The organism is Aureimonas sp. Leaf427 (genome assembly GCF_001425485.1).
In the GTDB taxonomy this organism is placed as follows: domain Bacteria; phylum Pseudomonadota; class Alphaproteobacteria; order Rhizobiales; family Rhizobiaceae; genus Plantimonas.
The window spans coordinates 1-23,126 of the sequence record NZ_LMQW01000020.1 but is presented as its reverse complement, the minus strand read 5'-3'; the positions used below and the strand labels follow the sequence as shown (position 1 = coordinate 23,126).

The 23,126-nt window shown below is 61.2% G+C and carries 18 protein-coding genes; 7 read left to right on the top strand and 11 right to left on the bottom strand.

Annotated elements, in window-relative coordinates; genetic code table 11:
* Window positions 1-235: 235 nt before the first annotated feature.
* The 3 genes from ASG62_RS13065 to ASG62_RS25590 form a co-directional block, all read right to left on the bottom strand.
* Window positions 236-838, bottom strand: coding sequence for a hypothetical protein (locus tag ASG62_RS13065; protein ID WP_156382125.1), 603 nt, complete (start codon window positions 836-838; stop codon window positions 236-238).
* A gap of 194 nt (window positions 839-1,032) precedes the next feature.
* The gene (locus ASG62_RS13060) at window positions 1,033-3,297 is read right to left on the bottom strand and encodes a polysaccharide biosynthesis tyrosine autokinase (RefSeq protein ID WP_082537483.1); all 2,265 of its coding nucleotides are present in this window, start codon (window positions 3,295-3,297) and stop codon (window positions 1,033-1,035) included.
* Window positions 3,298-3,721: 424 nt separating this feature from the next.
* Window positions 3,722-4,669 (bottom strand): hypothetical protein, encoded by a 948-nt coding sequence (locus ASG62_RS25590; RefSeq protein ID WP_156382124.1) that lies wholly within the window; start codon window positions 4,667-4,669, stop codon window positions 3,722-3,724.
* 394 nt (window positions 4,670-5,063) lie between these two features.
* On the opposite strand from ASG62_RS25590, the gene ASG62_RS13055 reads away from it, so the two are divergent.
* Entirely contained in the window at window positions 5,064-6,887 is a 1,824-nt protein-coding gene (locus tag ASG62_RS13055) for a type I secretion system permease/ATPase (RefSeq protein WP_082537481.1), read from the top strand.
* A gap of 11 nt (window positions 6,888-6,898) precedes the next feature.
* Entirely contained in the window at window positions 6,899-8,197 is a 1,299-nt protein-coding gene (locus ASG62_RS13050; RefSeq protein WP_056699086.1) for an HlyD family type I secretion periplasmic adaptor subunit, read from the top strand.
* A 320-nt stretch (window positions 8,198-8,517) separates the two neighbouring features.
* Here the strand turns inward: ASG62_RS13050 and ASG62_RS13045 are convergent, their stop codons facing one another.
* The 8 genes from ASG62_RS13045 to ASG62_RS26490 form a co-directional block, all read right to left on the bottom strand.
* On the bottom strand, window positions 8,518-9,516 hold the full coding sequence (locus tag ASG62_RS13045) for a calcium-binding protein (RefSeq protein ID WP_056699084.1): 999 nt from the start codon (window positions 9,514-9,516) through the stop codon (window positions 8,518-8,520).
* A 968-nt stretch (window positions 9,517-10,484) separates the two neighbouring features.
* Complete coding sequence (locus tag ASG62_RS13040; protein WP_244487680.1) at window positions 10,485-11,528, bottom strand: glycosyltransferase family 4 protein; 1,044 nt, start codon at window positions 11,526-11,528, stop codon at window positions 10,485-10,487.
* A gap of 5 nt (window positions 11,529-11,533) precedes the next feature.
* Entirely contained in the window at window positions 11,534-12,205 is a 672-nt protein-coding gene (locus ASG62_RS13035; protein ID WP_056699078.1) for an SGNH/GDSL hydrolase family protein, read from the bottom strand.
* 26 nt (window positions 12,206-12,231) lie between these two features.
* Entirely contained in the window at window positions 12,232-13,605 is a 1,374-nt protein-coding gene (locus ASG62_RS13030; RefSeq protein WP_244487679.1) for an endo-1,4-beta-xylanase, read from the bottom strand.
* Complete coding sequence (locus tag ASG62_RS13025; RefSeq protein WP_244487678.1) at window positions 13,562-14,785, bottom strand: polysaccharide biosynthesis/export family protein; 1,224 nt, start codon at window positions 14,783-14,785, stop codon at window positions 13,562-13,564. Before ASG62_RS13025 ends, ASG62_RS13030 begins: the two co-directional genes overlap by 44 nt.
* A 467-nt stretch (window positions 14,786-15,252) precedes the next feature.
* Complete coding sequence (locus ASG62_RS13020) at window positions 15,253-16,953, bottom strand: SGNH/GDSL hydrolase family protein (RefSeq protein ID WP_156382121.1); 1,701 nt, start codon at window positions 16,951-16,953, stop codon at window positions 15,253-15,255.
* Window positions 16,950-17,300 carry a hypothetical protein gene (locus ASG62_RS13015; RefSeq protein ID WP_056699071.1) on the bottom strand — a complete coding sequence of 117 codons (351 nt, stop codon included), beginning with the start codon at window positions 17,298-17,300 and terminating at the stop codon, window positions 16,950-16,952. The genes ASG62_RS13020 and ASG62_RS13015 overlap by 4 nt, the downstream gene beginning before the upstream one ends.
* Window positions 17,301-17,506: 206 nt before the next feature.
* Window positions 17,507-17,728 (bottom strand): hypothetical protein, encoded by a 222-nt coding sequence (locus tag ASG62_RS26490; RefSeq protein WP_156382120.1) that lies wholly within the window; start codon window positions 17,726-17,728, stop codon window positions 17,507-17,509.
* A gap of 36 nt (window positions 17,729-17,764) precedes the next feature.
* Between ASG62_RS26490 and ASG62_RS13010 the strand changes: the two genes are divergently transcribed.
* The 5 genes from ASG62_RS13010 (at window position 17,765) to ASG62_RS12990 (ending at window position 22,911) form a co-directional block, all read left to right on the top strand.
* Window positions 17,765-18,583, top strand: a complete 819-nt coding sequence (locus tag ASG62_RS13010; RefSeq protein ID WP_156382119.1) for a hypothetical protein — start codon at window positions 17,765-17,767, stop codon at window positions 18,581-18,583.
* Window positions 18,580-19,692, top strand: a complete 1,113-nt coding sequence (locus tag ASG62_RS13005; protein ID WP_056699067.1) for a glycosyltransferase family 4 protein — start codon at window positions 18,580-18,582, stop codon at window positions 19,690-19,692. The genes ASG62_RS13010 and ASG62_RS13005 overlap by 4 nt, the downstream gene beginning before the upstream one ends.
* Window positions 19,693-19,833: 141 nt before the next feature.
* On the top strand, window positions 19,834-20,865 hold the full coding sequence (locus ASG62_RS13000) for an acyltransferase family protein (protein ID WP_162246057.1): 1,032 nt from the start codon (window positions 19,834-19,836) through the stop codon (window positions 20,863-20,865).
* 163 nt (window positions 20,866-21,028) lie between these two features.
* Window positions 21,029-21,484, top strand: coding sequence for an acyltransferase (locus ASG62_RS12995; RefSeq protein WP_056699065.1), 456 nt, complete (start codon window positions 21,029-21,031; stop codon window positions 21,482-21,484).
* 149 nt (window positions 21,485-21,633) lie between these two features.
* Complete coding sequence (locus ASG62_RS12990; RefSeq protein WP_162246056.1) at window positions 21,634-22,911, top strand: O-antigen ligase family protein; 1,278 nt, start codon at window positions 21,634-21,636, stop codon at window positions 22,909-22,911.
* Window positions 22,912-23,126: the final 215 nt, after the last annotated feature.

Genomic DNA, 23,126 nt, shown 5'->3' with positions numbered 1-23,126 from the left:
TGGCGACGGTCAGCATCGGTTGCACCGTGGGCCGTGCGGCTCCCACTTGGCAAACCGACGCAACTCCAAAGGGCTCGCAACGTCCGTCATGATCGGCAGACCATGCGCCTTCGCCTCTGGTTGGCGCGAGGTGGTAACGATTCTTTCAGGCGCTGCTGCCGTACCAAACGTCTTTTGAGGCCGATGCTTCCAATATCGTCTGATCAGATCTCAAACGTATCGTGACCGAAAAGCTTCAACGCTTCTTATCAGCCGTGTCGCCTTGCCCGAAAGGCGTGAATTCGTAGCCACGGTTTGCGTCTTCCTCGCGCTCGTGCTCTCGAAGAAGTCCGCGCGTGAGCCTGTCGCGTCGTTCGATCGGAAGCTGAGTCAGGAAAACCTGAGCCACTTCAGGCCGACCATAGAGTTCCAGAAGGCGCAGCAGGGGCAATACGTCTTCGTCGTGCAGCAGCGCCAGAGCCCGTCGGAAATCGACGACCGGCCCGAGATCCTGTCCGAGCTGAGGACTCCCGATCAACGAAGCCATGAGAGCTGAGCGTTGCATCAGCAGGTGGGCAGACATCGGGTCGAGATCAATGGACATCTGCATCAAAGCGCGTAAGCGGGACGATTTCATTTCCTCGTCGCGCTCGCGGACGGCAAGCGCGTACCAGAGTTCGCCGTCCATCGGGTGGCAGGCCAAGGCATCGACGATGCTCCGAAGGGCGCGACGGCTGGCCTCCCTCCGTTCAGCTTCGGGCCCAGCCCTCGCGATCAATCGTTGCAGCAAAGCATTGGCGACGACAACGCGACTTTTCGTCAACTCATAGAAGCAAAGCCCGTCATAGGTCGCACCCACCCTTTGCGTGAGGCGCTCCGCCAACGTGTCGGAAAGGACCGGGACACCTCCCGATTGAATACTAGCCTGTGATAGTCGCTCCCACGGAGCAGCCGAAAGCGCCGCTACGAGCGAAAAGCAGCCAAAAAGGCCGAAACTGGTCAGAGCCGCGGGTGGTAGGACCCGCCAGAGAACACGTCTCAGCAAGTGGTTGATCAGTCCGTATAGTAGGAGTTGTAGCGGGATGCGTAATATTCCGGCGACCCATAAGATCGATAGAACTTCATCTTGCTGTTGTCAGCCTTATTCAAAATAACGCCGAGACATTTCTCGTGGAAGACGGGGTTGTTCATCAGGATGTTGCGCACGAGCATTCGCGACGTGCGCCCCCATTCGATGACGAAGACGAAAGCGTCCACGCGACCTGCAAAGGCCTTGGCATCGACCACCGGGCCAAGGGGAGGCAGGTCTACGACTACATAGTCATACTCGGATCGAAAACCTGTCAAAAGGTTGGCCATGCTGGGCGAGGCCAGGATCTCGGCCGTGTTGGCAACGCGTCGCTTCAGGATCGTAGGAAGAAGCGACAGCTTTTCGTCACTGTCGGCGAGTATGGTGGCATTCGCGGGCGCCTGCCCGAGAACGACCTCGACAACACCTGCATCGGGTTTCTTTGCCATCATGCGGCTCAGGCCTGGATTTCGGAGGTCGCCGTCGATCAGGAGCGTCTTTGCGCCTTGCATGGCTAGAAGGCAGCCGAGATTGGCCGATATCGTGGACTTACCTTCGGTCGGCATGCAGGAAACGACGCCGATAACCTTGCAAGACAGATCCGGCATGGCGAGATCGACCGCCACCTTCACATTGCGAAGCGTTTCGGTAAAGCCGGACATTGGATGCTGGCGGACATAGGCCGCCATTCCACCTGGAGCCCAAAGGGAGGGTACCACCGCATCCGTGCGTGTTGTCTGCGACTTGACGATAGGCGTGTAACCGAGAAACTCGGTTTCAAGTTCGGTACGAACCTGCGCACCAACCCGGAAGAAGCGGTCGCGATATTCGCGCAGGGCGGCGGAACCCGTTCCCGCGGCAACGCCAAGGGCCATGAACATTGCCAGAACGATCGGCGTCTTCGGCGCGCTCGGCTTGTCCGGCACGGACGCCGGTGTGATGATCCGCGCATCCGTGATCGGAAAGGATTGCTGCTGCACGGTTTGCTGGTAGCGCTGCAGGAAGTTGTCGTAAAGCGACTTGAACGTCTCAGATTCGCGTTCGAGTTCGCGTAGCTTGACCTGCATTGTGTTGTCGCTCGCGTTCACCGAAACGACGCGAGCGAGGCTCGCCTCGAGCGATTTCTCGCGTTCGAGAGCGACCGTATAGTTGCTCTGATAGCTATCCGCGATCCGGCGCAGCTCGCCGAAAATGAGCCGCTCGTATTCTTTCATCTCCGACCGCAGTCGCACTGCCTGGACGTGCCCGCTTCCAAGCTTTCCGCGAATCTCCGTCTCTCGTCGGGCGGTATCGAGATACTTGTCGCGCAGAGTGTTGATCGTCTGGCTCGACAACGCGTCTCCAACGACGGAGTCCGTGCGGCCCGTCGCAATAATCGCGTTGATCTGGTCGAGGCGGGCCTTGGACTCTGATGTCTGGGCCTGGGACTCGATCAGCTGGCTGTTGATCTGGTTCAACTGCTGCTGCGAGACCAGCTGCTCGCCGGACGCAATCAGACCATTGTCGTTGCGGAATTGCTGGACCGCAAGGTCTGCATTGTAAGACTGTTCCTTCAATTCTGCGATTCGGTCCTGGAGCCAGCCGCTGGCGCGGCGAGTTGCTTCGTATTTGGCCTGGAGCTGATCGTCGAGATAGGCTTCGCCATAGGCGGCTGTGATGCGAGCAGCGAGCTCTGGATCAACGGACGTGTAGCCGAGCCGCAGGACGTAGGTCTGGCCGACGCGCTCCACGGTCAAATTCTTCTGAAGAAGGGCTTTGGCTTCTTCCCGTGTGGTCGCCTCCTCGTCGAGATCAAGGGCGTCGTCGCCGGTCACGAGGGCGACGAGGCTCTTGATGCCAAGGATGGCGGATCGCAGAACCGACGGATTACCGGCCATGAACACCGCATTCTCGGAGAGGCTCAGGCGCTTCTCCACACCGTCGGCGATCTGGTCAGACTTTAGAAGTTCGACCTGGCTCAGCATCTCAGCCTCGTCTTGGAAGACGCCGCTTGCCGAGGCCAACTCGTCGACGATCTTAGACTGGCCTTTGTCGATGAGAATGTCGGAGGTCGCAGTGTAGAGCGGAACTGCGGAGAGGAGATAGGCCACTCCGACCATCGCACCGATGACAAGCCCGACTAGGACGACCCAAAGCTGACGACGCACCATCGCGAAGATGTGGTCGAGATCGACGAAACTCGACCCGCCATGATCGGAGGCCATTGGCTGGCTGGCATCTCTCACACGCGACTCGGGATAATGCAGCATGCACCCTCACTCAATTCGAGAACCATCGATGAGCACTTCATCGCGGTAATGATGATACCGAATCTATCTTGAGCGTTCAGAATTCGAGACGGCCCACCGATGTTGCAGTTTCTAATGGCATGACCAAGGCGTGACCGTCAAAAAATGTTGCATTGCAGCGAAGTCGATTTGCGCAGACACACAACATTAACAGTCCTTACCCTGGTCTCAGGGCGACCGTGTACCACAATCGCCAGCTATACAACGCCACGGCGATATCAGAAGCCGTTAAAAGAATTCGTATTCAGGTTCAGCAACCGAATGCGACAAGCGTTTTTACAACAGACAGGTTTGACTCAAAACAATGCGGCGCCCCTCCTAAGAGGGGCGCCGCATGCAAACCTATCCTTACCAAACCATCTCATCGCAACGATGCAACGAAATCCTAAATCGAAGCGCACCCCGGAGTGGTCGGGCTTGCATCATTACAAGCTCCAGGACCTGCTGGCCCAGGAGGTCCTGCGGGGCCCGCCGGCCCGACGGCGCCATCATCACCATCGCCATCGTCATCATCACCCACTGCCGCGAGGCTGTTTCTGGAGCCAGAGGCTGGGCTTGTGGTTTCGACGACCGCGCTACCACCGACGCTGCCGGAGATGCCGCTATCACCGCCGCCATTAAGCGATCCGGCTCCCGCGCCACCGCGGCCACCAGCAGGGCCGTTGATGGAGGAAGTCTGAATTTCGGTTGTCTGGAAAGCGACGTTAAAAGCGGTGATTAACGCCTCGGAGCCCGAGCGAGCCACAGCTTCCTGAAGATAAGCCGCATATTCGGGCGCCACCGGCTCGGCATCACGTGTGGCCTGTGCGAAGCCTACTGCGATCATGGCGCGCTGCTCGGGGTTGGTGTCGGTGGCGACCGCCAACTGGATCATCGGCGGAACCGTGCGCTGGTCCGTGCCGAGCAACCGGGTCACGCGTGCCGACGTCCGCTCCGCAACGAGCGGCGTTTCTTCAATCACGCTGCGGGGCGCCAGTAGCCAAGCTTCGATTTCCGTCGGAGCAAGACGATCGTCGCCTACGAGATAGGCGTTTGGGGGCGTCTGGAAGCTCGATGCCGTTATGGCTGAGTCGGTTTGGCTGTTGTCCGAAGCCGGTGCCGCACCTTGCGCAACCGGTTGGGTGGATGTCCCGCTAACCGGCACAGAACGGCCTTCGGTCGGCTGAGCCGCCGCCGCTGCCGGCGTCCCCGTGGAGGTGCCCTGAGACGCGGCAGCCGTGTCTGTCACGGCGGGCACGGTCTGAGCTACGCTCCCCTCCTGCGCGAAGGCGGCGCCGAAGCTCATCGCGGCTATTCCGCTTGCCAAAAGAGTCGTTATCAAACGATTGCGCATGGAAACCCTCACACTCACTTGTGAAGATCCATATAGGTTTCCGGCCTTTTTTGAAAGAGAGCAAATCGCTCCACGTTCGCTGAAGAGCAGGTTACGTTTAAGAAACTTGCTTTACGGCAACATCGCGCTCTGCCAGTCCATAGCTCGTCCCCGACCGGGTCGCGCAGGCAAATTCTCTTGGATTTGCAGATCGGTAACACTCCAAAGCTAATCTCTCTCCCAACCCGTCCGGTGCCGAGCGCGTCGACGGCGTAGTGCGCGAGACGAGCGGCTCGATCCAGCAATCGCTGGTATGACCCGCCGACTGGTGCAACGTCAGCGGGGCAACGCCACTGAAATGTTCAGATCTTCGACGGGTCGAGGATCGGGGTCACCGGTAGGAGAGGCTTCGAGAATGGCGACCATTCGCAGTAAGACGGACCGGCGCGCGGCGGGTTGCCCGGAACTGCGCCAAGCCCTTCGTGCATGCCGCGGCGCGTTCATCGGCGTCGGCATCCTTAGCGGTGCGTTGAATATCCTGTTCCTGACGGGATCTTTCTTCATGCTGGAGGTCTACGATCGAGTTCTGCCGAGCGGCAGCGTGCCGACCCTCGTCGGCCTCGCGGTCATCGCCACCGTCCTCTACCTCTTCCAGGGCGTCATCGACATCGTCCGCGGTCGGATTCTCGCGCGGATCGGCGTCGCCATCAGCGAGGCCGCCAGTGAACGCACCTTCTTTGCGGTGACCCGCCTTCCGCTCCACACCGACGGTTTGGACAGCACGCAGCCTGCTCGGGACATGGACACGGTTCGCAGTTTCTTTTCCGGTCTCGGGCCGACCGCGCTGTTCGATCTGCCATGGATGCCGTTTTATCTGACCATCTGCTTTGCTTTTCACCCGATGATCGGCTGGACGGCGACGATCGGTGGTCTGCTTCTCCTGGCGCTGACCTACGCGACGGAGATATTCTCTCACAAGCCGGTCGAGCAGACGTCGAATTTCTCGCGCCAGCGCAACCAGCTATCCGAGACCGTCAAGCGCAATGCCGAGGTGACCCGGGCCATGGGTATGGAGGGGCGGCTCAGCAAGATCTGGGGCGATGTCAACGCATCGCTGGCAGCGACCCAGAAGCGTGCCGCCGACGTCACCGGAGCGCTCGGCTCGATCTCGAAGGTCATGCGCATGCTGCTCCAGTCGGCCGTCCTTACCGTCGGCGCCTATCTGGTGATCAATCACGAGGCGACGGGTGGCATCATCATCGCCAGCTCGATTCTCACGTCGCGTGCATTGGCTCCGGTGGAACTTGCGATCGGTCAGTGGAAGTCGTTCATCTCGGCGCGCCAGAGCTGGGCTCGCTTGGAAAGCTTTCTGCAGCGCATGCCACCTGAAAGTGAGCGGCTCGATCTGCCGGTTCCCGCAAATGCGCTTTCGGCGGAAAAGGTCTCGGTAACGGCGCCCGGCGGCCGCGTGCCTTTGATCCAGGACGTCACGTTCAGTGCTGGGGCGGGCGATGGGATCGGTATCGTCGGTCCCAGCGGGTCCGGGAAGTCGACCCTGGCTCGCGCCCTCGTGGGCGCATGGATGCCGGCGCATGGCTGCGTGCGCCTCGACGGCGCGGCGCTGGATCAATGGCCGTCCGACAAGCTCGGCGTCCACATCGGATACCTGCCGCAGGACGTGCAGCTGTTCCCCGGGTCCGTTGCACAGAACATCGCTCGGTTCGATCCCGACGCCTCGCCGCAGTCGGTTGTAGAAGCGGCTACGCAGGCTGGGGTCCACGATCTTATCCTGCGTCTACCCGAAGGCTACAGCACGCCTGTCGGCGAGGGCGGAGCGGCCCTCTCAGCTGGCCAACGCCAGCGGATTGGGCTCGCCCGCGCGCTGTTCGGCAACCCATTTCTGGTGGTTCTCGACGAACCCAACTCCAATTTGGACTCGCAGGGCGAGGATGCGCTAACGCAGGCTCTGATGGGCGTGCGCGAGCGTGGCGGCATCGCCGTCGTCGTCGCGCACCGGCCGAGTGCACTTGCGGCCATGTCGCTGGTGCTTCTCATGGGCGAGGGCCGTGTCCAAGCCTTCGGGCCAAAGAACGACATTCTCGGCAAGCTCCTCGCACCCGCGGAACGTGCGGATAGTGCAGCAAAGATCACCGACACGTCTCCCCGAAAGTGGGCACCAAACCGCGAGATCGACCCGCCCCGTGCCCCCGGCGGCAAGATCGCAGCGAGCGCAGCATGAGGAGTTCCGCCATGCCGTCACCGATCCACCTCTCGATCCGCCGGCATCTCATCCTCGGCGCCGCGCTCATCTTCGTTCTCTTCGGCGTCGTCGGCGGCTGGGCGGCTACCACACGCATCGCCGGCGCGGTCATCGCGCAGGGCGTTCTTGTCGTCGTCGACAACGTCAAGCAGATCCAACATCCCGAGGGCGGCGTCATCAGCACGATTCTCGTCCGGGAAGGCGATCACGTTTCTGCGGGTCAGACGTTGATTCAGCTCGATGCAACGAAGGCCAATTCAAACCTTCAGATCATCCTGAAGCGAATCGATGAAATTCTTGCGCGGCAGGCGCGCGACGAGGCCGAGCAGGCCTCCAATGCCAAAATTGTCTTTCCCGCCGAACTTCTCTTCCGCTCAAGCGATCCCGACGCGCGCAAGGCGATGGATGGCGAAACGCTTGCGTTCAACCTGCGGCGGGCAAGCCGGGAAGGGCAGAAGGCTCAGCTTACCGAAAAAATCGGCGAACTTGATCAGACCATTCTCGGGCTTCAGCAGCAGATCCTGGCGATCGAACAGCAGCTTGCCCTGATCGACGAAGATCTTGAGGGGATCGAGGCGCTTCTTCAGAAGAAGCTTGTCACGAAAGCGCGCTCGAGCGATCTGAAGCGCCAGAAGGCGAATGCCAGAGGCGAACTTGGACGGCTCATTTCGGCGGTTGCCGAAGCGAAGGGTCGGATTGCTGCTCTTCATCTGGAAAAGCTTCAGATCGATCACGACGTTCGCCAGACGGCCTCTCAGGAGATTTCGGAGGCGCGCACGCAACTCTCCGAGCTAATCGAGCGCCGCGCGGCTGCCACCGAAGAGCTGGACCGCTCGACCTTGAAAGCGCCGCTCGACGGCGTCATCCACAAACTCGCGGTTCACACGGTCGGTGGTGTCGTCCGGCCGAACGAAACCGTGCTTCAGATCGTGCCGAGCGACGAGAAGCTGGTCGTCGAGGCCCGTATCACCCCACGCGACGTCAACGACGTGCATCAGGGACAGAAGGCGACATTGCGGTTTTCCGGGGTCAACCAACGCACGACGCCAGACATTTCTGGAACCGTCCAGTTCGTTTCCGCCGATATCGATCAGGATGAGCGGAGCGGTCAGGGCTACTATTCCACCCGCATTGCGGTGCCGGCCGAAGAACTCAGCAGGCTCATGGGATTGCGGCCGATGCCGGGCATGCCGGTCGAGGCCTTCATTACGACCCAGGACCGCACCGTCCTGACCTTCCTGACCGAACCTCTGACCGACCAGATTTCACGTGCGTTCCGCGATAAGTAGACGGCGTTCAACCGAGACTTGCGATCGTTTCGCGGTTTTCTTCGGCGGTGATGCAAAGATCGGGATAGCAGGACCACGATAAAAGACGGCCCCGCCGACAGTCCCAGACCTCGTTCAAGTGCCAATCCGCACCGACGCCTGCCGACTCCTACGCTTGGCAGATGCTCGCGCGACCGATCGATGACGCGGCATGGCATCGACCCTTACTCAATGTCATCGACCAAGATCGTCCGTTAGCCGATGGCGCGCATACTGAAACACCCGGACGATTGCGCGCCCGGGTGCCATTCAGTTCGGTCTATCTCGTAAGTCGCGAGATTTTAGAGATAGAAGTTGTCCTGCGTCAGGGCAACCGCTGTCTGGTTCAGTTCGATCTCGAAGTCGACCGTAGTCGCGTCGCCATCGATGTTTCCCTGGATGACCGTGTTGCCTTCCGCGTCGATCGCGAAGCGCAACTGGCCGGCAGCAGTGAAAGCGTCGCTCCCGATGAAGATGAACGCGTTGTTGCCGCCAAGCAGAAGGTTCGAGTCGATCGGGCGAAGGTCGATGATGTCGTCCTGCGTGAAGTCCATGATCCGGTCGCGATCCGCTGCGCCGAGGCCGCTATCCTGGGCCGTGTGGAATTCGAAAGAATCGGAACCGGCACCGCCGTAGAAAAGATCGCGACCGAGACCGCCGAAGAGCGTATCCCGGCCGGCATCGCCGTAGAGGACGTCGTTGTCGTCTCCGCCGACGAGGGCGTCGTTGCCCTCGCCGCCGCGCAGAATGTCGTCGCCGACATCACCAAAGAGTTCGTCCGCACCCGCGCCACCTTGCAGATGGTCGTTGCCAGCGCCGCCCGAGAGATAGTCCTGGCCAAGGCCGCCCGACAGGATGTCGTTGCCGTTGCCGCCGTGAACGTTGTCGTTGCCGTCTGCGCCATCGAGCGTGTCGTCGCCTTCGCCGCCCGCGAGAAAGTCGTCGCCCGTGCCGCCGTAAAGATAGTCGTTGCCGATTCCACCGCTCAAAATGTCGTTGCCGGCGCCGCCGTTCAAGACGTCGTTGCCTTCGTCACCGGACAGATTGTCGTTGCCGATTCCGCCATCGAGATTGTCGTCGCCTTCGTCGCCGAGCAGGCGATCGTCGCCTTCGTCGCCACGCAGGATGTCATTGCCTTCACCGCCTTCGAGACGGTCGTCGTCCGCGCCGCCGTAGATCTTGTCGTCGCCTGTTCCGCCGAAGATCTTGTCGTCGCCCGCGCCGCCCCAGACAAGATCATTGCCGCCGCCGGCGTAGATGATGTTGTCAGCGCTGCCACCATAAATCGTCGGATCGTACACGATAGCCATCTCGTCAACTCCTAGTGTGACTGAAGTCACTCAGCAAATATCAAGCCCAAGCTTCACGGTTCGTCGCTCGGAATGTCGAGTTACAGAGGACAGCGTGAATGCAACGAAGTCTTAACAGAATGTTAGGGATGTGCAACGGGAGGGTGCCGAAATAGCGATCACAAAAAGTTCCGCTTTGTACCGATGGTTAAGAACGAACGATGCCTAGCGAGACTGATCGTACTTAAAACTTTCAACGTTTGTGGCAAGTTTGTATCACAACGCTAAAAATTTAGAGATCTTTGCGTCGAGTGTTGTGAACAAGACGCGGCTGCGGTGGAGCGTTTCCTTATGAACGAACTCCTGCCGCAGCGGCCAGCCGAGCCCTGCGGGCGGTGCCTTGACCTCTGCCACAGCAAAGTATGTCGTTGATTTTGTTTAACTCTTTTCGCCTTAAACGGGACGGAATTTTGTTTGAATAATCAAAAGTCGTTCTTCAACATTACGCTGCGGAAGGAAGGCGCGCGAAATCTGGCCTCGTGCTGTCTCAAGTGGCTCCGAGCAGACACACGGTTGTCTCGTATGCCTTTCGGTCATCAAACGTGATCATAACAAAAGTTTGTGAAAGCCGATGGTCCGTATCGTTTCGGATGCGAAAACGGATGCCGAGATATCCAGTCGAGAATTGCATCGCCGGATGGCCGATTCCGCAACATAATCGCATTCGGTCTTGCGAGGTGCAGGAAGAGGTCGATCCCCTGTAACGGATGCAGGGCTCACGGGCTGAAGGGGGGACCAAAAGCGATGGCACCTGCCGGCCGGCATGTTTTGGCCTTCCACCTCGAGGCCCTCCATTCCCCTTTAGGCTTCCGTTTGATCTAGGCAGGGCCGCGGGGATGCTCTCTCACTGCCAATCCAAGTGTCCGGCGCGCGGACTAACCCTTTCTTTGTCACCCGGCCGGTCCGTCCAGCGCCAAGCGTCAATGAGCGGGGCGAGCGACTTCGGCATAGATGGTGTGAAGCATGGGCAAGACGACATGGTTGCTGTACTGAGCCTCGATCCGTGCGCGGCCGGCTTCGGCGATGCGGCGGCGCATCTTGTCGTCACCGAGAAGCGCATCGAGAGCACGAGACAGGCCGACCCTGTCGCCGGGCTCCAGAAGGATGCCGTCGACGCCGTCGGTGACGAGTTCGGGAATGCCGCCGACGCGCGTCGTCACGACGGCAAGGCCCGCCGCCATCGCTTCCAAAACGCTCATCGGCAAGCCCTCGTTATAGGAGGGGAGGGCGTAGATGCCGCTCGTGGCAAGAAGCTCGGTCTTCTTGGCACCGTCGACCCAGCCGGCGAGGACTGCGTGTCCATCCAGCCCTCGTTCGCGGATCAGCACGGCGGCCTCGTCGACCTGCCCGTTCCCGCCGATGATCAGTCGCGCACCCTCGTGGTTCGGAACGATCGAGGCAAAGGATTCGATAAGGTCGAACGTGCCCTTGCGGGGGCCGATCAGGCCGAGGAACAGGATGTCGCGTGGGTTCTGGGCCGCTTGACCTGGAAGATCGGGCAGCGTGACGTAATTCGGCACGACGGAGATGCGCGCGGCCGGCGCGATGCTGGAGACGAAATCCTTCCAGCTCTGCGAAAGGACGACGACCCGGTCAGCCTTTTCCAGATGCCCCCGGATCATCTTCTGTACCGCGGGTCTTTGCGACCCGTAGAAAAGCTTCATCTCCGATCCGTGGAGATGAAGGATGACCGGCACTTTGAACATTCGTGCGAGCGAGGAGAAGAGCCCCTTGCGCCAGAAGCTCCCGCGCATGGCCGCATGAATATGGACAAGGTCCACCCGCTTCGTCGCCAGCGTCCAGATGTAGCTGGCCAGAGCCCGCAAGAGCAGGATCTGGCGGGCGATGGTTCCGGCATCCGTGTAGGAATGGATGAGGGTGACGTTTTCGGCCTCTACGAAGCCGTCCCGCTGGTAGGCTTCGACGACGCTTCGCATGCCGCCGCGGGCCGCATTCCAGATCATGATCTTCACGGTGCGAGCTCTCCTTGAATGACGTGCGGCGGTGTCGCGTTGCCGTTGCTGCGGCAGGGCCCGGCAAGATGCCGGACGAGTTCGGGAACGATGATGGTGCTCGCAACCGCGGGGTCGGGATGCGAGCCGTCGGGGATCGCCGCCTCGAGTTCACCATCGGGCATAGCGCCCCAGAAGGGGCGAAAATCGACGAAGCCGAATCCTCTGTCGGCCGCAAGTCGCCGATGGGCTTCGACGTAGTCGCCGAGGAATGGACGCACGAAGCCTCGAAGCCCAATGATCGGGTTCATTCCCATGGAATAGACCCTCGCCTCCGGCAGCGCCGTCCTTAGTTCGTCGAATACATGCGCCATGTTCTTTCGGCTCTCGCCCAGACTCAGGAAGCGATCGAGAGCGGCATCGTTGGCAGAGAATTCGACGAGCACGATGTCGGGACGATGATTAGCCACTTCCTTCACCTGCGTCAGCGCCCACCGGCTGGTCGAGCCGCTGAGCGCCACGGTCTCGACCTCGACCGGCCGTTTCAGGCAAAGCGCCATCGCCGTTCGAAGAGGAACTTGCCAGCCGCCTCGCGCGGTGAGGGACGTACCGAAGGCGAGAATCCGCAGCGGTGCGGGTGCCTCCGAAAGCGCTGGCTTGGCCGAGAGAAGGCCGGCAACCACCGCCATACACAATCTGACAGATCCCCCGCGCATCAGCGGCGCGGCGGAGCATTGTCGAAACAGGCGGCCATCGCGGCCCAAACCGGTTTGCGGACATAGTTCTCGTCTAGCGGAAGGCTTCGCTGGATGCCGCGGTCGGACCGCGGTCGTCCCTCGTTCAGCCAACTGAAGCGGTCGGAAAGGCCCCAGGTTAGAACGCCCGTGGTCGATGGCTCATCGAAAGCCACGGACAGGAATTGGCTCGCCGCCTCGGCGACCTTCTCGTCGCGATAGCGCGTCGATCCCTCCAGGCGGCGGTCGCTGAGATCCATCTCCGTCAGCGTGATCCGCAAATCCATACCTGCGACTTCGGCAAGGAATTGCCGAAAGACGCGGTCGTTGAACCGGTTTCCGATCGTCAAGTGACTCTGGATGCCGAGTCCGTGGATCGGGGCATTGCGGCGCTTCAATTCGCCGAGCAGCCGCAAAGTGCCTTTGCGGCGCAGAGCTTGCGGCCGTGTATCGTATTCGAGATCGTAGTCATTGTAGACGAGGCGCGCGTTCGGATCGGCCTCATGCGCAGCGTGGAAGCAATCCGCGATGAAGTCGTACCCGCCCTTCTCGTAGAGCGGCCAGGCACGCAGTAAGTCGTCGCGATCATCCGTCGGCTCGATCGCCTCGTTCACGACATCCCATTCGAGAATCCGGCCTTTGAAGTGACCGACGACCGTGCGGACGTGATCGAGCATCAGCTTGGCGCCGCCCGGACCCGTCAGCAAAGCCTCGGCCCAAACCGGTGGGTTCTGGTGCCAGACGGCGGTGTGGCCGCGCATCGTCATACCGTTCATCTTAGAAAAATCGACGATCGCATCGGCCCGCCGATAGTCCACCGGCCGCGCTTCCGGCTGCAGCGGACGCCACTTCATCTCGTTCTCCGCAACGAGAATGCCGACCTCGCGGATCACGGCAGCTTTCAGCTCAGCATTTTCGTCGAGAAGGCGCTTCTGGACGGCGCAGCCGAAAAGAAGGCCGCGCCGCTCGGCATGGGCGCGAAGGCCTTCCGAGGGAGCGATGGTGGTCTCGCCTGCCGGACTTGGTTTCGTGCTGATGCCTGATCCGGCAAGGCCGACGAGGCTCTGCATGAGCGTACGACGTGTTATCGAGCCCGTGCGCTTACGCTTCAATATAGCGTCCATCGCATTCTTCCGTAAAGCATGTCCAAGTGAATGCCGGCTGCCGTCTGCTGCAGCCCGCCACGAGTGTGTGCATTGCACAAACTTCGTAGCGCTTACGGAGGTAAAGGTTACCTCTTCAGAATGAAGACTGGTCCGCGCCCGTCGAACGCGGCCTCCGGCAAGGCAAGCCTGCCGGAGGCCTGTGATGTCAGTTCTTGAGCAACCGTCCAGCTGTCCGGCCCGCCGCGACATCGACCACCGGACCGGAAACACCGCCCGACACCGAGTTCACGATATCCAGGACCTTGGTGACCTCGACGGAGTCCGCGTTGGACACGTAAATGATGTCCTTGTCGAGCATCGGGAACTGCTGGGCGAGGAAGAAGGTCGAAGGATCGCGCATGTTCGCGCGAATGATCGTCGGGAACCCGGCGCCCGACTTCGCCGTGACCGGGAAGCCCATCGAAGCAAGAATGGCCGGATCGACGAGACGATAGAGATAGACCTCGCCAGGATCAGCGCGCGCATCGAGGAGGCCGCCGGCCTTGCCGACGCCTTCGGCGAGCGTCAGGTCGGATTCCTCGAAATCGATGCGGCCGTTCAGGCCGGACGCGCCGAAGGCGAGATAGGTGCGCCGCTCGCGGCTCACGTACACGACGTCGCCCGGATAGACGAAGATGTTTTCCTTCGGTTTGTCGACGAGGTCTTTGAAGGCCACGGTCGCCGTCGTGTTCGAGCGCTGGAGCGTGATCTCGGTTTCCGTTGCGGGGCCACTGATGCCGCCGGCGCGCGATATCATGTCGAGCACGCTTTCGCCGGCCTGGTTCATTTCCAGCTTGGCCGGCTGGTTGACGTCGCCGAGGACGGACACCTGGCTCGACTTTTTCTCGACAAGCGTGATGACCGCCTGGGGCTCGATCGCGCGATCCGCCAGACGCCGTTCGATGACCTCCTGAACCTCCGCCGGCGTCTGCCCGACGGCGTTGATCTGGCCGGCATAGGGTACGGAGATCGTCCCGTCCCGATCGATGGTCTGGTTGGGCAGGGTGATGAAATTGCCCGCACGCGAGCCGGCCTCGGACGGAATGAACAAGCCGCCGGCGGACGATTCGAAGAGGCTCACGGCCACGATGTCGCCGACCCCGAGCGGCAATTCCGGCGGGCCTTTGCGCGTCGCTCCGAAACTGTCGCGAAGTCCCTTCTTGCGGGTGAAGGGGAAGTAGGTCAGGGCGTTTTCGGTGAGGTCGATGAGAACATAGTCCGTCAGCGGCTTCTTTTTGTCGGCGGTATAGTGAAGCGTCGCCTGGCTTTTGATCGCGCCATCGTCCGGACCGGAGCGCGGCAAGGAGGTGCAGCCCGACATTGCGACGATCAGCGGCAGCGAGATCAGTGTCCGAAGACCCTTCCCGACGGAGATGGACGCAAAAAACATAGATAAACGGCCCCGATTTCGGAAATGTCGTTCCGACGGCAGACTCTTGACGGTAATGAACGCGGTGTCCACCGCTCAAAACTCGACGGCCGCATGGGCGTGGCGGTTCGGCAACACCTATAGGCTTCAGGTTGCAACAAGATGATAAGCAAGGGATGAGATTCTGCTGTTAAACGATGCGGAGAAAGCTGCAGTTCCATAGTCAATGACAGCAGAGTCCTGCTCTACAAATGGCAAGAATCATCTTAACTAGATTTTAAGCATGTCTGGGGAAAACGCGCCGGATCCGGTGCAACGTAAGAGTCCAGCGTCGGCAAACGCGCGTTTGCGGGCTTCGGATCGGCAGATCGCAGGCGATCAGCTCGCGAGCGCATCCTGGTCCCGCATTGGTAGAGCCGGACTGAGCTTCCACGGAAACCCAGCGACCACGGGCACCCGAAGGTGCTCCCCCCGGGTGCCCGTGGTCGCTATAGGGGCGAGGAGCCGCGGTCCGCGATGGACTGGTAGCCCCAGGCAGGGCGCGGATCTGGAACGTCGCGGATGGCGAGCCGGGTCAGCTTGACGCGGAAGACGCCGGCACCCTTGGCGAAGTAGAGCGAAAGAGCGACGGAGAGCCGATCGCAGACGACCTCGACCGGCGCCTGAAGGGGCTTGGTGCGGATCCAGAAGCTGCGATCCGCGGCGATGGGGGAGCCGAGTTCGGGAGAAAAGGCCGACATCGCATAGGCGATGGCATGGTTCGTCGAGTTGCCGTTCGTGCGCAGGGCCGCGCTCAGCCGTGCCGTGGACAGGGCCTCCGCGCCCTGGATCTCGACGAAAAGCGTTGCCCGATACCATTTGCCGACAGTCGGGGAGGGCAGCACGACAAGAGGCACCATGACCTCCACCTGCCCGAAGGCGGGGACGGACGTATCGGCCGGCGTGATGTCGAGAACCTGCGCTTCCGTATTGCCCGATACGATCTCCTTCGAGCAGACGATCGCCCCCGTGTTCCGTATGACTTGGACGCTAAACCCAGCAGCTAGGCTTCCGGACGGGATGGGAGAGCCGAGTCGTATCCCGTTCGTCCCTTGGAGCTTGGCCTGCGAGTCCGGCAGGAGATTGGCGATCGCCGCGTCCGGATCGGGGTTTGCGCGGGGAGAGACGGCCTCTCGAAGGATGGGCAGGAGATGATCCCACCCGACGAGGAAGGCTCCGCGCGGATTGAGATGTGTCTTGTCGGCCATGTAGAGAGCCGGGTTCAGGATGCCGTTCGGCGCCAAGAGCGCATAGGGATCGCAGAGGCCGACGATCCCCGCGCGCGACGCTTGCGCGCGTATCCAGATGTTGACGTCGGCGAGCGTCCGGTGACGGCCGTCATTCGCCGGCCAGTCGCCCCTGGGGCAGAGCGTCGCGAGCACGACCGGGATGCCGGCCGAGCGGGCGAGGCGCAGAGCGGCATCGAGGCGATCGATCACGTAGTCTGCGCTCGCGGGCGTCGCCGTTCCGCGCAGGTCGCCGGAATTGATCGAGTTGGAGCCTCCACCGAGGAGAAGGAGGCTCGGTCCCCGCGCGATTACGGCCGGCAGACGGCCCAGAATGCCGCCTCCGAACCCAGGTTGGGTCCAATCCATGTGGTCGCCGAAGATCCCGTGGTTCGCGCCGGACAGATTGCGCCCGTTCGGGTCGGCGGGGTCGTACCAGCTGTCGAAGTCGCATCGCGGATCGATGGCAAGCGCTTGCTCGACATAGCCGTAGGCAAAACTCGGGGCAGCCTTGTCCGACCCTATCGCAACGCCGCCGTAATTGTTGTAGCCGATCAGGCTGTCGCCGACCGCAGCCAACCTCGCGCCGGCCGCGAGCGGAAGCGCGGGAAGTGGCCGCATCACGTCGACCGCGACCCGCGAGGCTCTGGCGCTGCGGCCGTCGGTTGCGGCCAGAAGGATGGCGGGGCTGGGCTGCTCCGCCCGATTCAGCGCCGTCGGACCGACGACGATTCGGCCGGCATCGAGGGCGAAGCGCCCGCCGGCATCGTCGGCCAGATGCACGGTCCAACCCGGTCCCGGCGGAACGACGGTGCCGACCAATGTGCCGGCCGGTGCCGTTTTGTCGACCGCGTGGCCGGTGAGCCCGATCGCCGGTGCTCGGCTCCCGCGGGCGAAGCCGTATCCCGAAAAGGAGGCCCTCATGCGAAGAAGCTCACAGAGCCGTTGCAGGCGTCAAACGCGCGCAGGCAAAGATGGGTGAAAGGTGTCCCTCCCTGTGGCGGCGTCAGACGCCGCGCCGAGGGATTGAGCTCGGAGCCCCGTCCAACCGCCGTGCTGGTGACGGGAAGCTCGAGCAGGGTGTCGAGAGCGCCCGGCTTCACGCGAACGTCGCCGTCGAAGCTGAACACGGCGAACTGCGCGCCGGTTGGAATGGGAAGTCGCAGAAGGATGCCGGCGGCGAGCACCACGTGGTCGACATGGTCCGCAAAGGGCGGCGCGAACTGCGTGCGGCCGGAATTGGCGGGATAGGCTTCGAAGAAACTTTGCATGGCGGCTCCTTATGTTCTGCCGCCGTGCAGTCTATGGGGCGCCGGAAGGAGGGGGATAATTGACCTGTCCCGAAGGGGCACTTGATCGTCCCATCTCGCAATTGCGAAGGTTCCGGTCCATAAGCAGGACGTCATGCAGTCTCGCGTGAGGCCAGCACGTCAAAATTTTTGTCCATCCCAGGTCGCAAAAGCGAAGAGCCATGATCTCAACCGACCCTTCCGCACGAGGTGATCGCGGGCAGCGGTGGCGCATTGTACTCCTCACCTGCCGCAACCCCGCAACGGACTTCCGCCTGCCCCTCGCCGAGGAACTTCAGGCGCTCGGTCACGACGTGGCCTACGTCTTTCTCAAACGCCGTCCGGTCGTCTGCGAGATGTCCTCTCCAGACCAGGCGAAGAGCTTCTCCCTTCCCGGTTTCCTCGCTCATGCGCGCAAGGCCTTTCGAGGCAAGAGGCCGCTCCTTGTGCTGAACTCCACCAACCTCGTCTTCCCCGTTCTCAGCCGGGTTCTCCGTGCCACGATCGGCGGGCTGTGGTGCTTCGATATGCACGACGATCTGCTGTACAACCGTACGGGCCTGCGCCGGCGCCGAATGGAACTCGGCCAGCGCCTGCTGCTCGGGGGGGCGGACCTCGTCGTGCATGCGGCGCCTTCGCTGAAAGAGTTGTTCCCCCGCTCGCTCCATCTCGGCAACGCCTCGAACCAGACGCCGATCAAGCGGGCCGAGCCAAATTTCTGCAAGGTTCTGATCCTTGCAAGTCTTGATCGCCGGATCGATTTCGATATTCTTTCCCGCGCCGCCGAACTGAATCCCGACCTGACCTTCGAAATCTTCGGTCAGATATCCGAAAACGATCCCGCCGTCGCGGCGGACCTTGCCGATCTCCAGCGGTCCCGGCCGAATGTCCTGTATCGCGGGGCCTACGTGAACCGGGATCTTCCTTCGATCCTCGGAGCCTTTCGCGTGACCTTCGCGCCCTATGCGACCGGATCGCAGCTGACGCGCTATATCGATCCCCTGCGCTTCTATCACTGTCTGAATTCAGGATTGGAAGTGGTCTCGACGGATATCCCGAAGGCCCGCGACCTCTCCGCCTCTCTCCATCTCGTCGGCTCCGCCGAGGAGGTCGGGCCTCTGGTCCGGCGTCTGCGCGACGACCCGGCCGCACGCCGCAACGCCAAACCCGATGCGTCCGCCGACAATTGGCGCGCGAGAGCCGTGCGGCTGATGGAGATCGTGACCGCCTCGACCGAGACGCGATCGATGGGAGCAAAGACATGACTCGTATTCTCGTCAATCATTTCAGCCCCATGCCGAACCGCATCACCGGCATCTCGGTCTACACTTGGCAGATCCTGCGGGCGCTCGTGCGCGAGGGGCAGTTCGAGTACGTCCTATCAACCAATTGGGATATCGATCGCCTGCCATCGGACGTCCATTCGCTCGGCATCCAGATGGTGCATCGCAGCGTACGGTCAAACGAAACGTTGGCGCTGCTGCAGAGCACGATCGAGGTTCCCCGCATCGCCCGACGCTTCGGCTGCGCAGCAATTTTTCATCCCCAGCCGACGGCGATGGTAGCGGGAATGAAAACGAGCGTGGTGACGATTCACGATCTATATCGTGTGACCCACGCTCATCTTTTCAACGCCCGGCAGCGCCTACAGTGGGAGCATTTCACGGCACGAGGCTTCCGCGCCGCGGGCCGGCTCCTCGCCGTCTCGGAGGCGACACGTCAGGACGTGCTGGCGGCCTATCCGGATCTGGCGGGACGGGTGGAGGTCGTGCACGAGGCGTCTCCCATCGACGCCGCGCCGACTTTGCCGCCGGCGCCAGCGTTCGCCAAACCCTACGCGTTGGTCGTCGCCAACATCACGCCGAACAAGAACGTGCAACTTCTTGTCGAGGCCTTAAAGCGTCTTGCCGATACCGGCTTGCGGCCCCGCGTCGTGCTGGTCGGGCGCGACGAGTTCGGCGTGCTGCCGCAACTTCTTGCGGGCCGAGCCGATCTGGATCTCTTGCAGGCCGGCTCGCTCTCCAATGAGGATCTGCAAAGCGCCTATGCCCATGCGCATGTCTACGTGAACACCTCGCTGACCGAAGGTTTCTGCCTTCCCGTCCTCGAAGCCCAGACGCTCGGCGTTCCCGTGATTTGCTCGGACATACCGGTCCTGCGCGAGGTTGGAGGCGCCGGCGCCCGCTACATCGACCCGCACGATCCCGCCTCGCTTGCGGACGCGATGCGCGAGGTCTTCGAGAGGGCGGACGTCGCCGAGCGGTTGAGCGGGGAAGGGACTGCCAACGTCGCGCGGTTTTCCTGGGCGAAGGCCGCTCGCGAAACCGAGGCACTGCTGGCATCTGTCGCGCGGACGCCTCAGCGCGCCTGGTAAGGTGCGAGGGCATCGACATGCGGTTGCGGTGCCGGCCTTCACGAGCCGGCGTCGCGAGAAGCCCATGAACCCTTGACCGGAGTATGAACCATTCTCACCGTCGGACTCGGATCGAAGCAGGGACAGAGGCGCATCGGATCGTTGGAGATCGGGCGCGGCGTCGCTGCCTGTCTCGTCGTCTTCCACCATGCCGGCTCCATCATGGAGCAGCCGCGCTTCTACGACGCGGTGCCCTTCGGCGGGCATCTCGCCTATTTTTACGCGGGCGTCGATTTCTTCTTCGTCCTCAGCGGCTTCATTATCGCCTGGGTCCACTGGGGCGATATCGGTGAGAAGGCCAAGCTCGGTCACTACGCGGTCAAGCGGTTCCTGCGCATCTACCCGCCTTATTGGGGCGTTCTCATCCCGCTCAGCGTCCTGTATTTCGCGATTCCAAGCGGCGGAATTCCCTCCCAGAGGGACCCCGTCAACATCGTCATGTCTTTTCTTCTCCTGCCCTATCCCGAGCCGCCCGTTCTCGGCGTCGCCTGGACGCTCGTCCACGAGATTTTCTTCTACCTCGTGTTCGCCCTGGTCATCCTCATCGGGCGCGCGGGGCTCTGGCTTATGCCTCTCTGGACGGCGGCCATCCTGGCAGCATCATTCGGCGGACCTTATCCACACCTCGTCGGCTTCGTCCTATCGCCGTTCAATCTCGAATTCATCATGGGCGTCGGTGCTGCCATCCTGTTGCGAAATCGGACGATCCCCATGCCCGGCATCGTCGCCTCGGCCGGGATCGCGAGCTTCACTCTTTTGCTCCTTCTGCCGGAGCTCAATCCGACGGCTGTGCTGCCGCAGCGCATCCTGTTCGGCCTTTCCGCCACGCTCTTCGTGCTCGGCATGGTCGAGATCGAATGGAACCGTCCCCTGAAGCTCGCGAGTGCTCTGACCTTTTTCGGTGCGGCGTCTTACGCGATCTATCTCGTTCACCCCGTCATCATTTCCATCTCGCTTCAGGTCCTGAACCGCGTCTTCGGTCGGAGCCTCCCCATCGAACTCGCCGTTGCCGCGACCGCGCTCGCTGGCATTCTCGCAGGCATGGTCTACCATGTCGTGGCGGAGAAGCCGCTGACGAGCCTCGCTCGCCGGGGCTTGGAGGGCTTGGGCCTTTCCGAGAGACGAATCCCGTGACGCTTTCCCTCTTCCAAAGCGCTCTGCCCGATGGACCGCCGCATAGGCCCGAGCCTGCGGCGTGGATCGCGCGTTTCGGCGCACGGGTGGCCAATCGGGCGGCAATCGGCTATTCGCGATGCGACAGAACTAGCGGGCGCGCGGGCAAAGGACAATTGACAAAATGGCTTTGAAAGTCGTTCGTTTTCGAAACTATCTCCGCCGTCTCGTCATTCGCTGTACCTGGGCCTATTATACCAAGTACTGGAAAATGGATATCCATCCCGATACGTTGATCTCTCTGAAGGCCAAGTTGGACAAGTCGCATCCGACCGGCATCCACATCGGGGAGGGAACGGCGGTTTCCTTCGGTGCGGCTATTCTGAGCCACGACTACATTCGGCGCCTTCATACCGACACACGGATCGGTCGTTACTGCCAGATCGGTGCCCACTCGATTATCATGCCCGGCATCACGATCGGCGACCATTCCATCGTCGCGGCGGGCGCGGTCGTCGTCAAGAACGTTCCGCCCCATACGATCGTCGGTGGGAACCCGGCAAAGGTGATCCGGGAGGGTATCGATACCGTCCATTGGGGACGCCTGAAAGAGTTCGACGACGGCTCATTCGGGCGTTGATCGAGCTGTCGGTCCGACATCGTCATCGCGTCGATGTCGAAACGCATGAGAGAACGGCAGCCTCCATGTCCATTGCAGCTTCGAATGCCCGATATGCAAGAGTGCGGCGGCCGCGAGACCCCGATCGCCTGACGAAGATGGATTGGCTGATGGTCGTCGTTCTGGCCTCGCCGGTCTTCGGCACGTTCTTTCCGCTCATGACCTATCTCGCCGGCAGCACCAACAATATAGGTGCGGTTCAGATCACGGTATCGCGCGATACGACGGTCATTCTGGCTCTCATTCTCGTTCTGATCCTGGGGCTCTTCGCCCGCGGTCTTCCGCACTCGCTGGCACCGCTCCTACGAAACTGGCCGATCTTCCTGTTCATCGGCTGGTGCATGGTGACGTCGCGTTGGGCCGAAATTCCCAGCCTATCGTTCAATCGGTCCGGCCGGCTTTTGATCTTCGCGCTCTACGCTATTTTTCTGGCGGAAATGCTGCAGGATAGAAGAGGAATGAAGATCCTATTCTATGCTCTGCTGTTTTCTTTGATGGGGTCGCTGCTGATCATCGTGGGCTACCCTCCTCTCGGCGCTAGCAGCGATGGCCGTGGCCTCTTTGGAACATGGCGGGGCGGTATGGGGCACAAGAATTCGCTTGGTGGAGTCGCGTGCCTCGGCTTGATCTACGGCATTTGCATGTGGTGGATGAAGGCGATGCCGCGGCATCTCGTGCTGGCCATCTGCGGTCTGGCGACTATTCTGCTGGTTCTCGCCAATTCCGTCACCACGATGATAGCTTCCCTGTTGATCGTCGGCATCCTGTTCTACTGTGTCAATATCATTCCCATGGTGCGGGATCGGCTGATGGCGGTTCTGCTTGGAATCATTTTTGGTATCGCGGGATACTTCGTCATCAATTCCTTAGGTTCTATTCTCGCCGTTTTCGGACGCGACTCGACGTTGACGGGTCGCAGCGACGTCTGGCGGCTTGCGTTCATGCTGATCGATCAGAAGCCGTTCTTCGGTTATGGGCACGGTGCTTGGGGCATGCCGGTCTTTGCCAAGCAGGTTCAATTGATTCTTCTTTGGCCCTGTCCCCATGCTCATAACTTCTGGATCGATCTACGTTTGCAACTCGGTGTTCCCGGACTTTGCCTTGGGATCTTCATGTGGGGCGTCGCCGGTCTGAACGCAATTCGCGCCTTCTTGACGCGAAACCTGCAAGCCATGATGTTTCCGTTGGTCACGCTGGTCTTCGAAGGAATCCGGAGTTACTCCGAAACGGTGATCCTGGATCCCGCCTTGAACGACATGTTCTGGTTCACTCTGGCTTACGCGTCTCTCGCCAAGATCGTCGCTGAGCGGCGTGTCCATTCCGCTCCAAGCCTGATGAGCACTTTTTCCCGTGCAAGTCATCGTGGCCGTTTTGGCAGTACAAGCTGATCCGAGACGTGTGATTTGGGTTGTAGCAGCAGGAGGAATTGAAGATGGTTCCTAGTATTTCCGTTTTCGAACATCTCAAGCCTCTGATGCAGTCGACACATTCGCAATGTCTTCAATGGCCGGCTGCGCCGGCATCCTTCGCCGTTGGTCTCATACCGCTGCATCTCAGCATTGACGTGGATTAGGTAGAGGTACGCGATGAGAGATCGAACGCG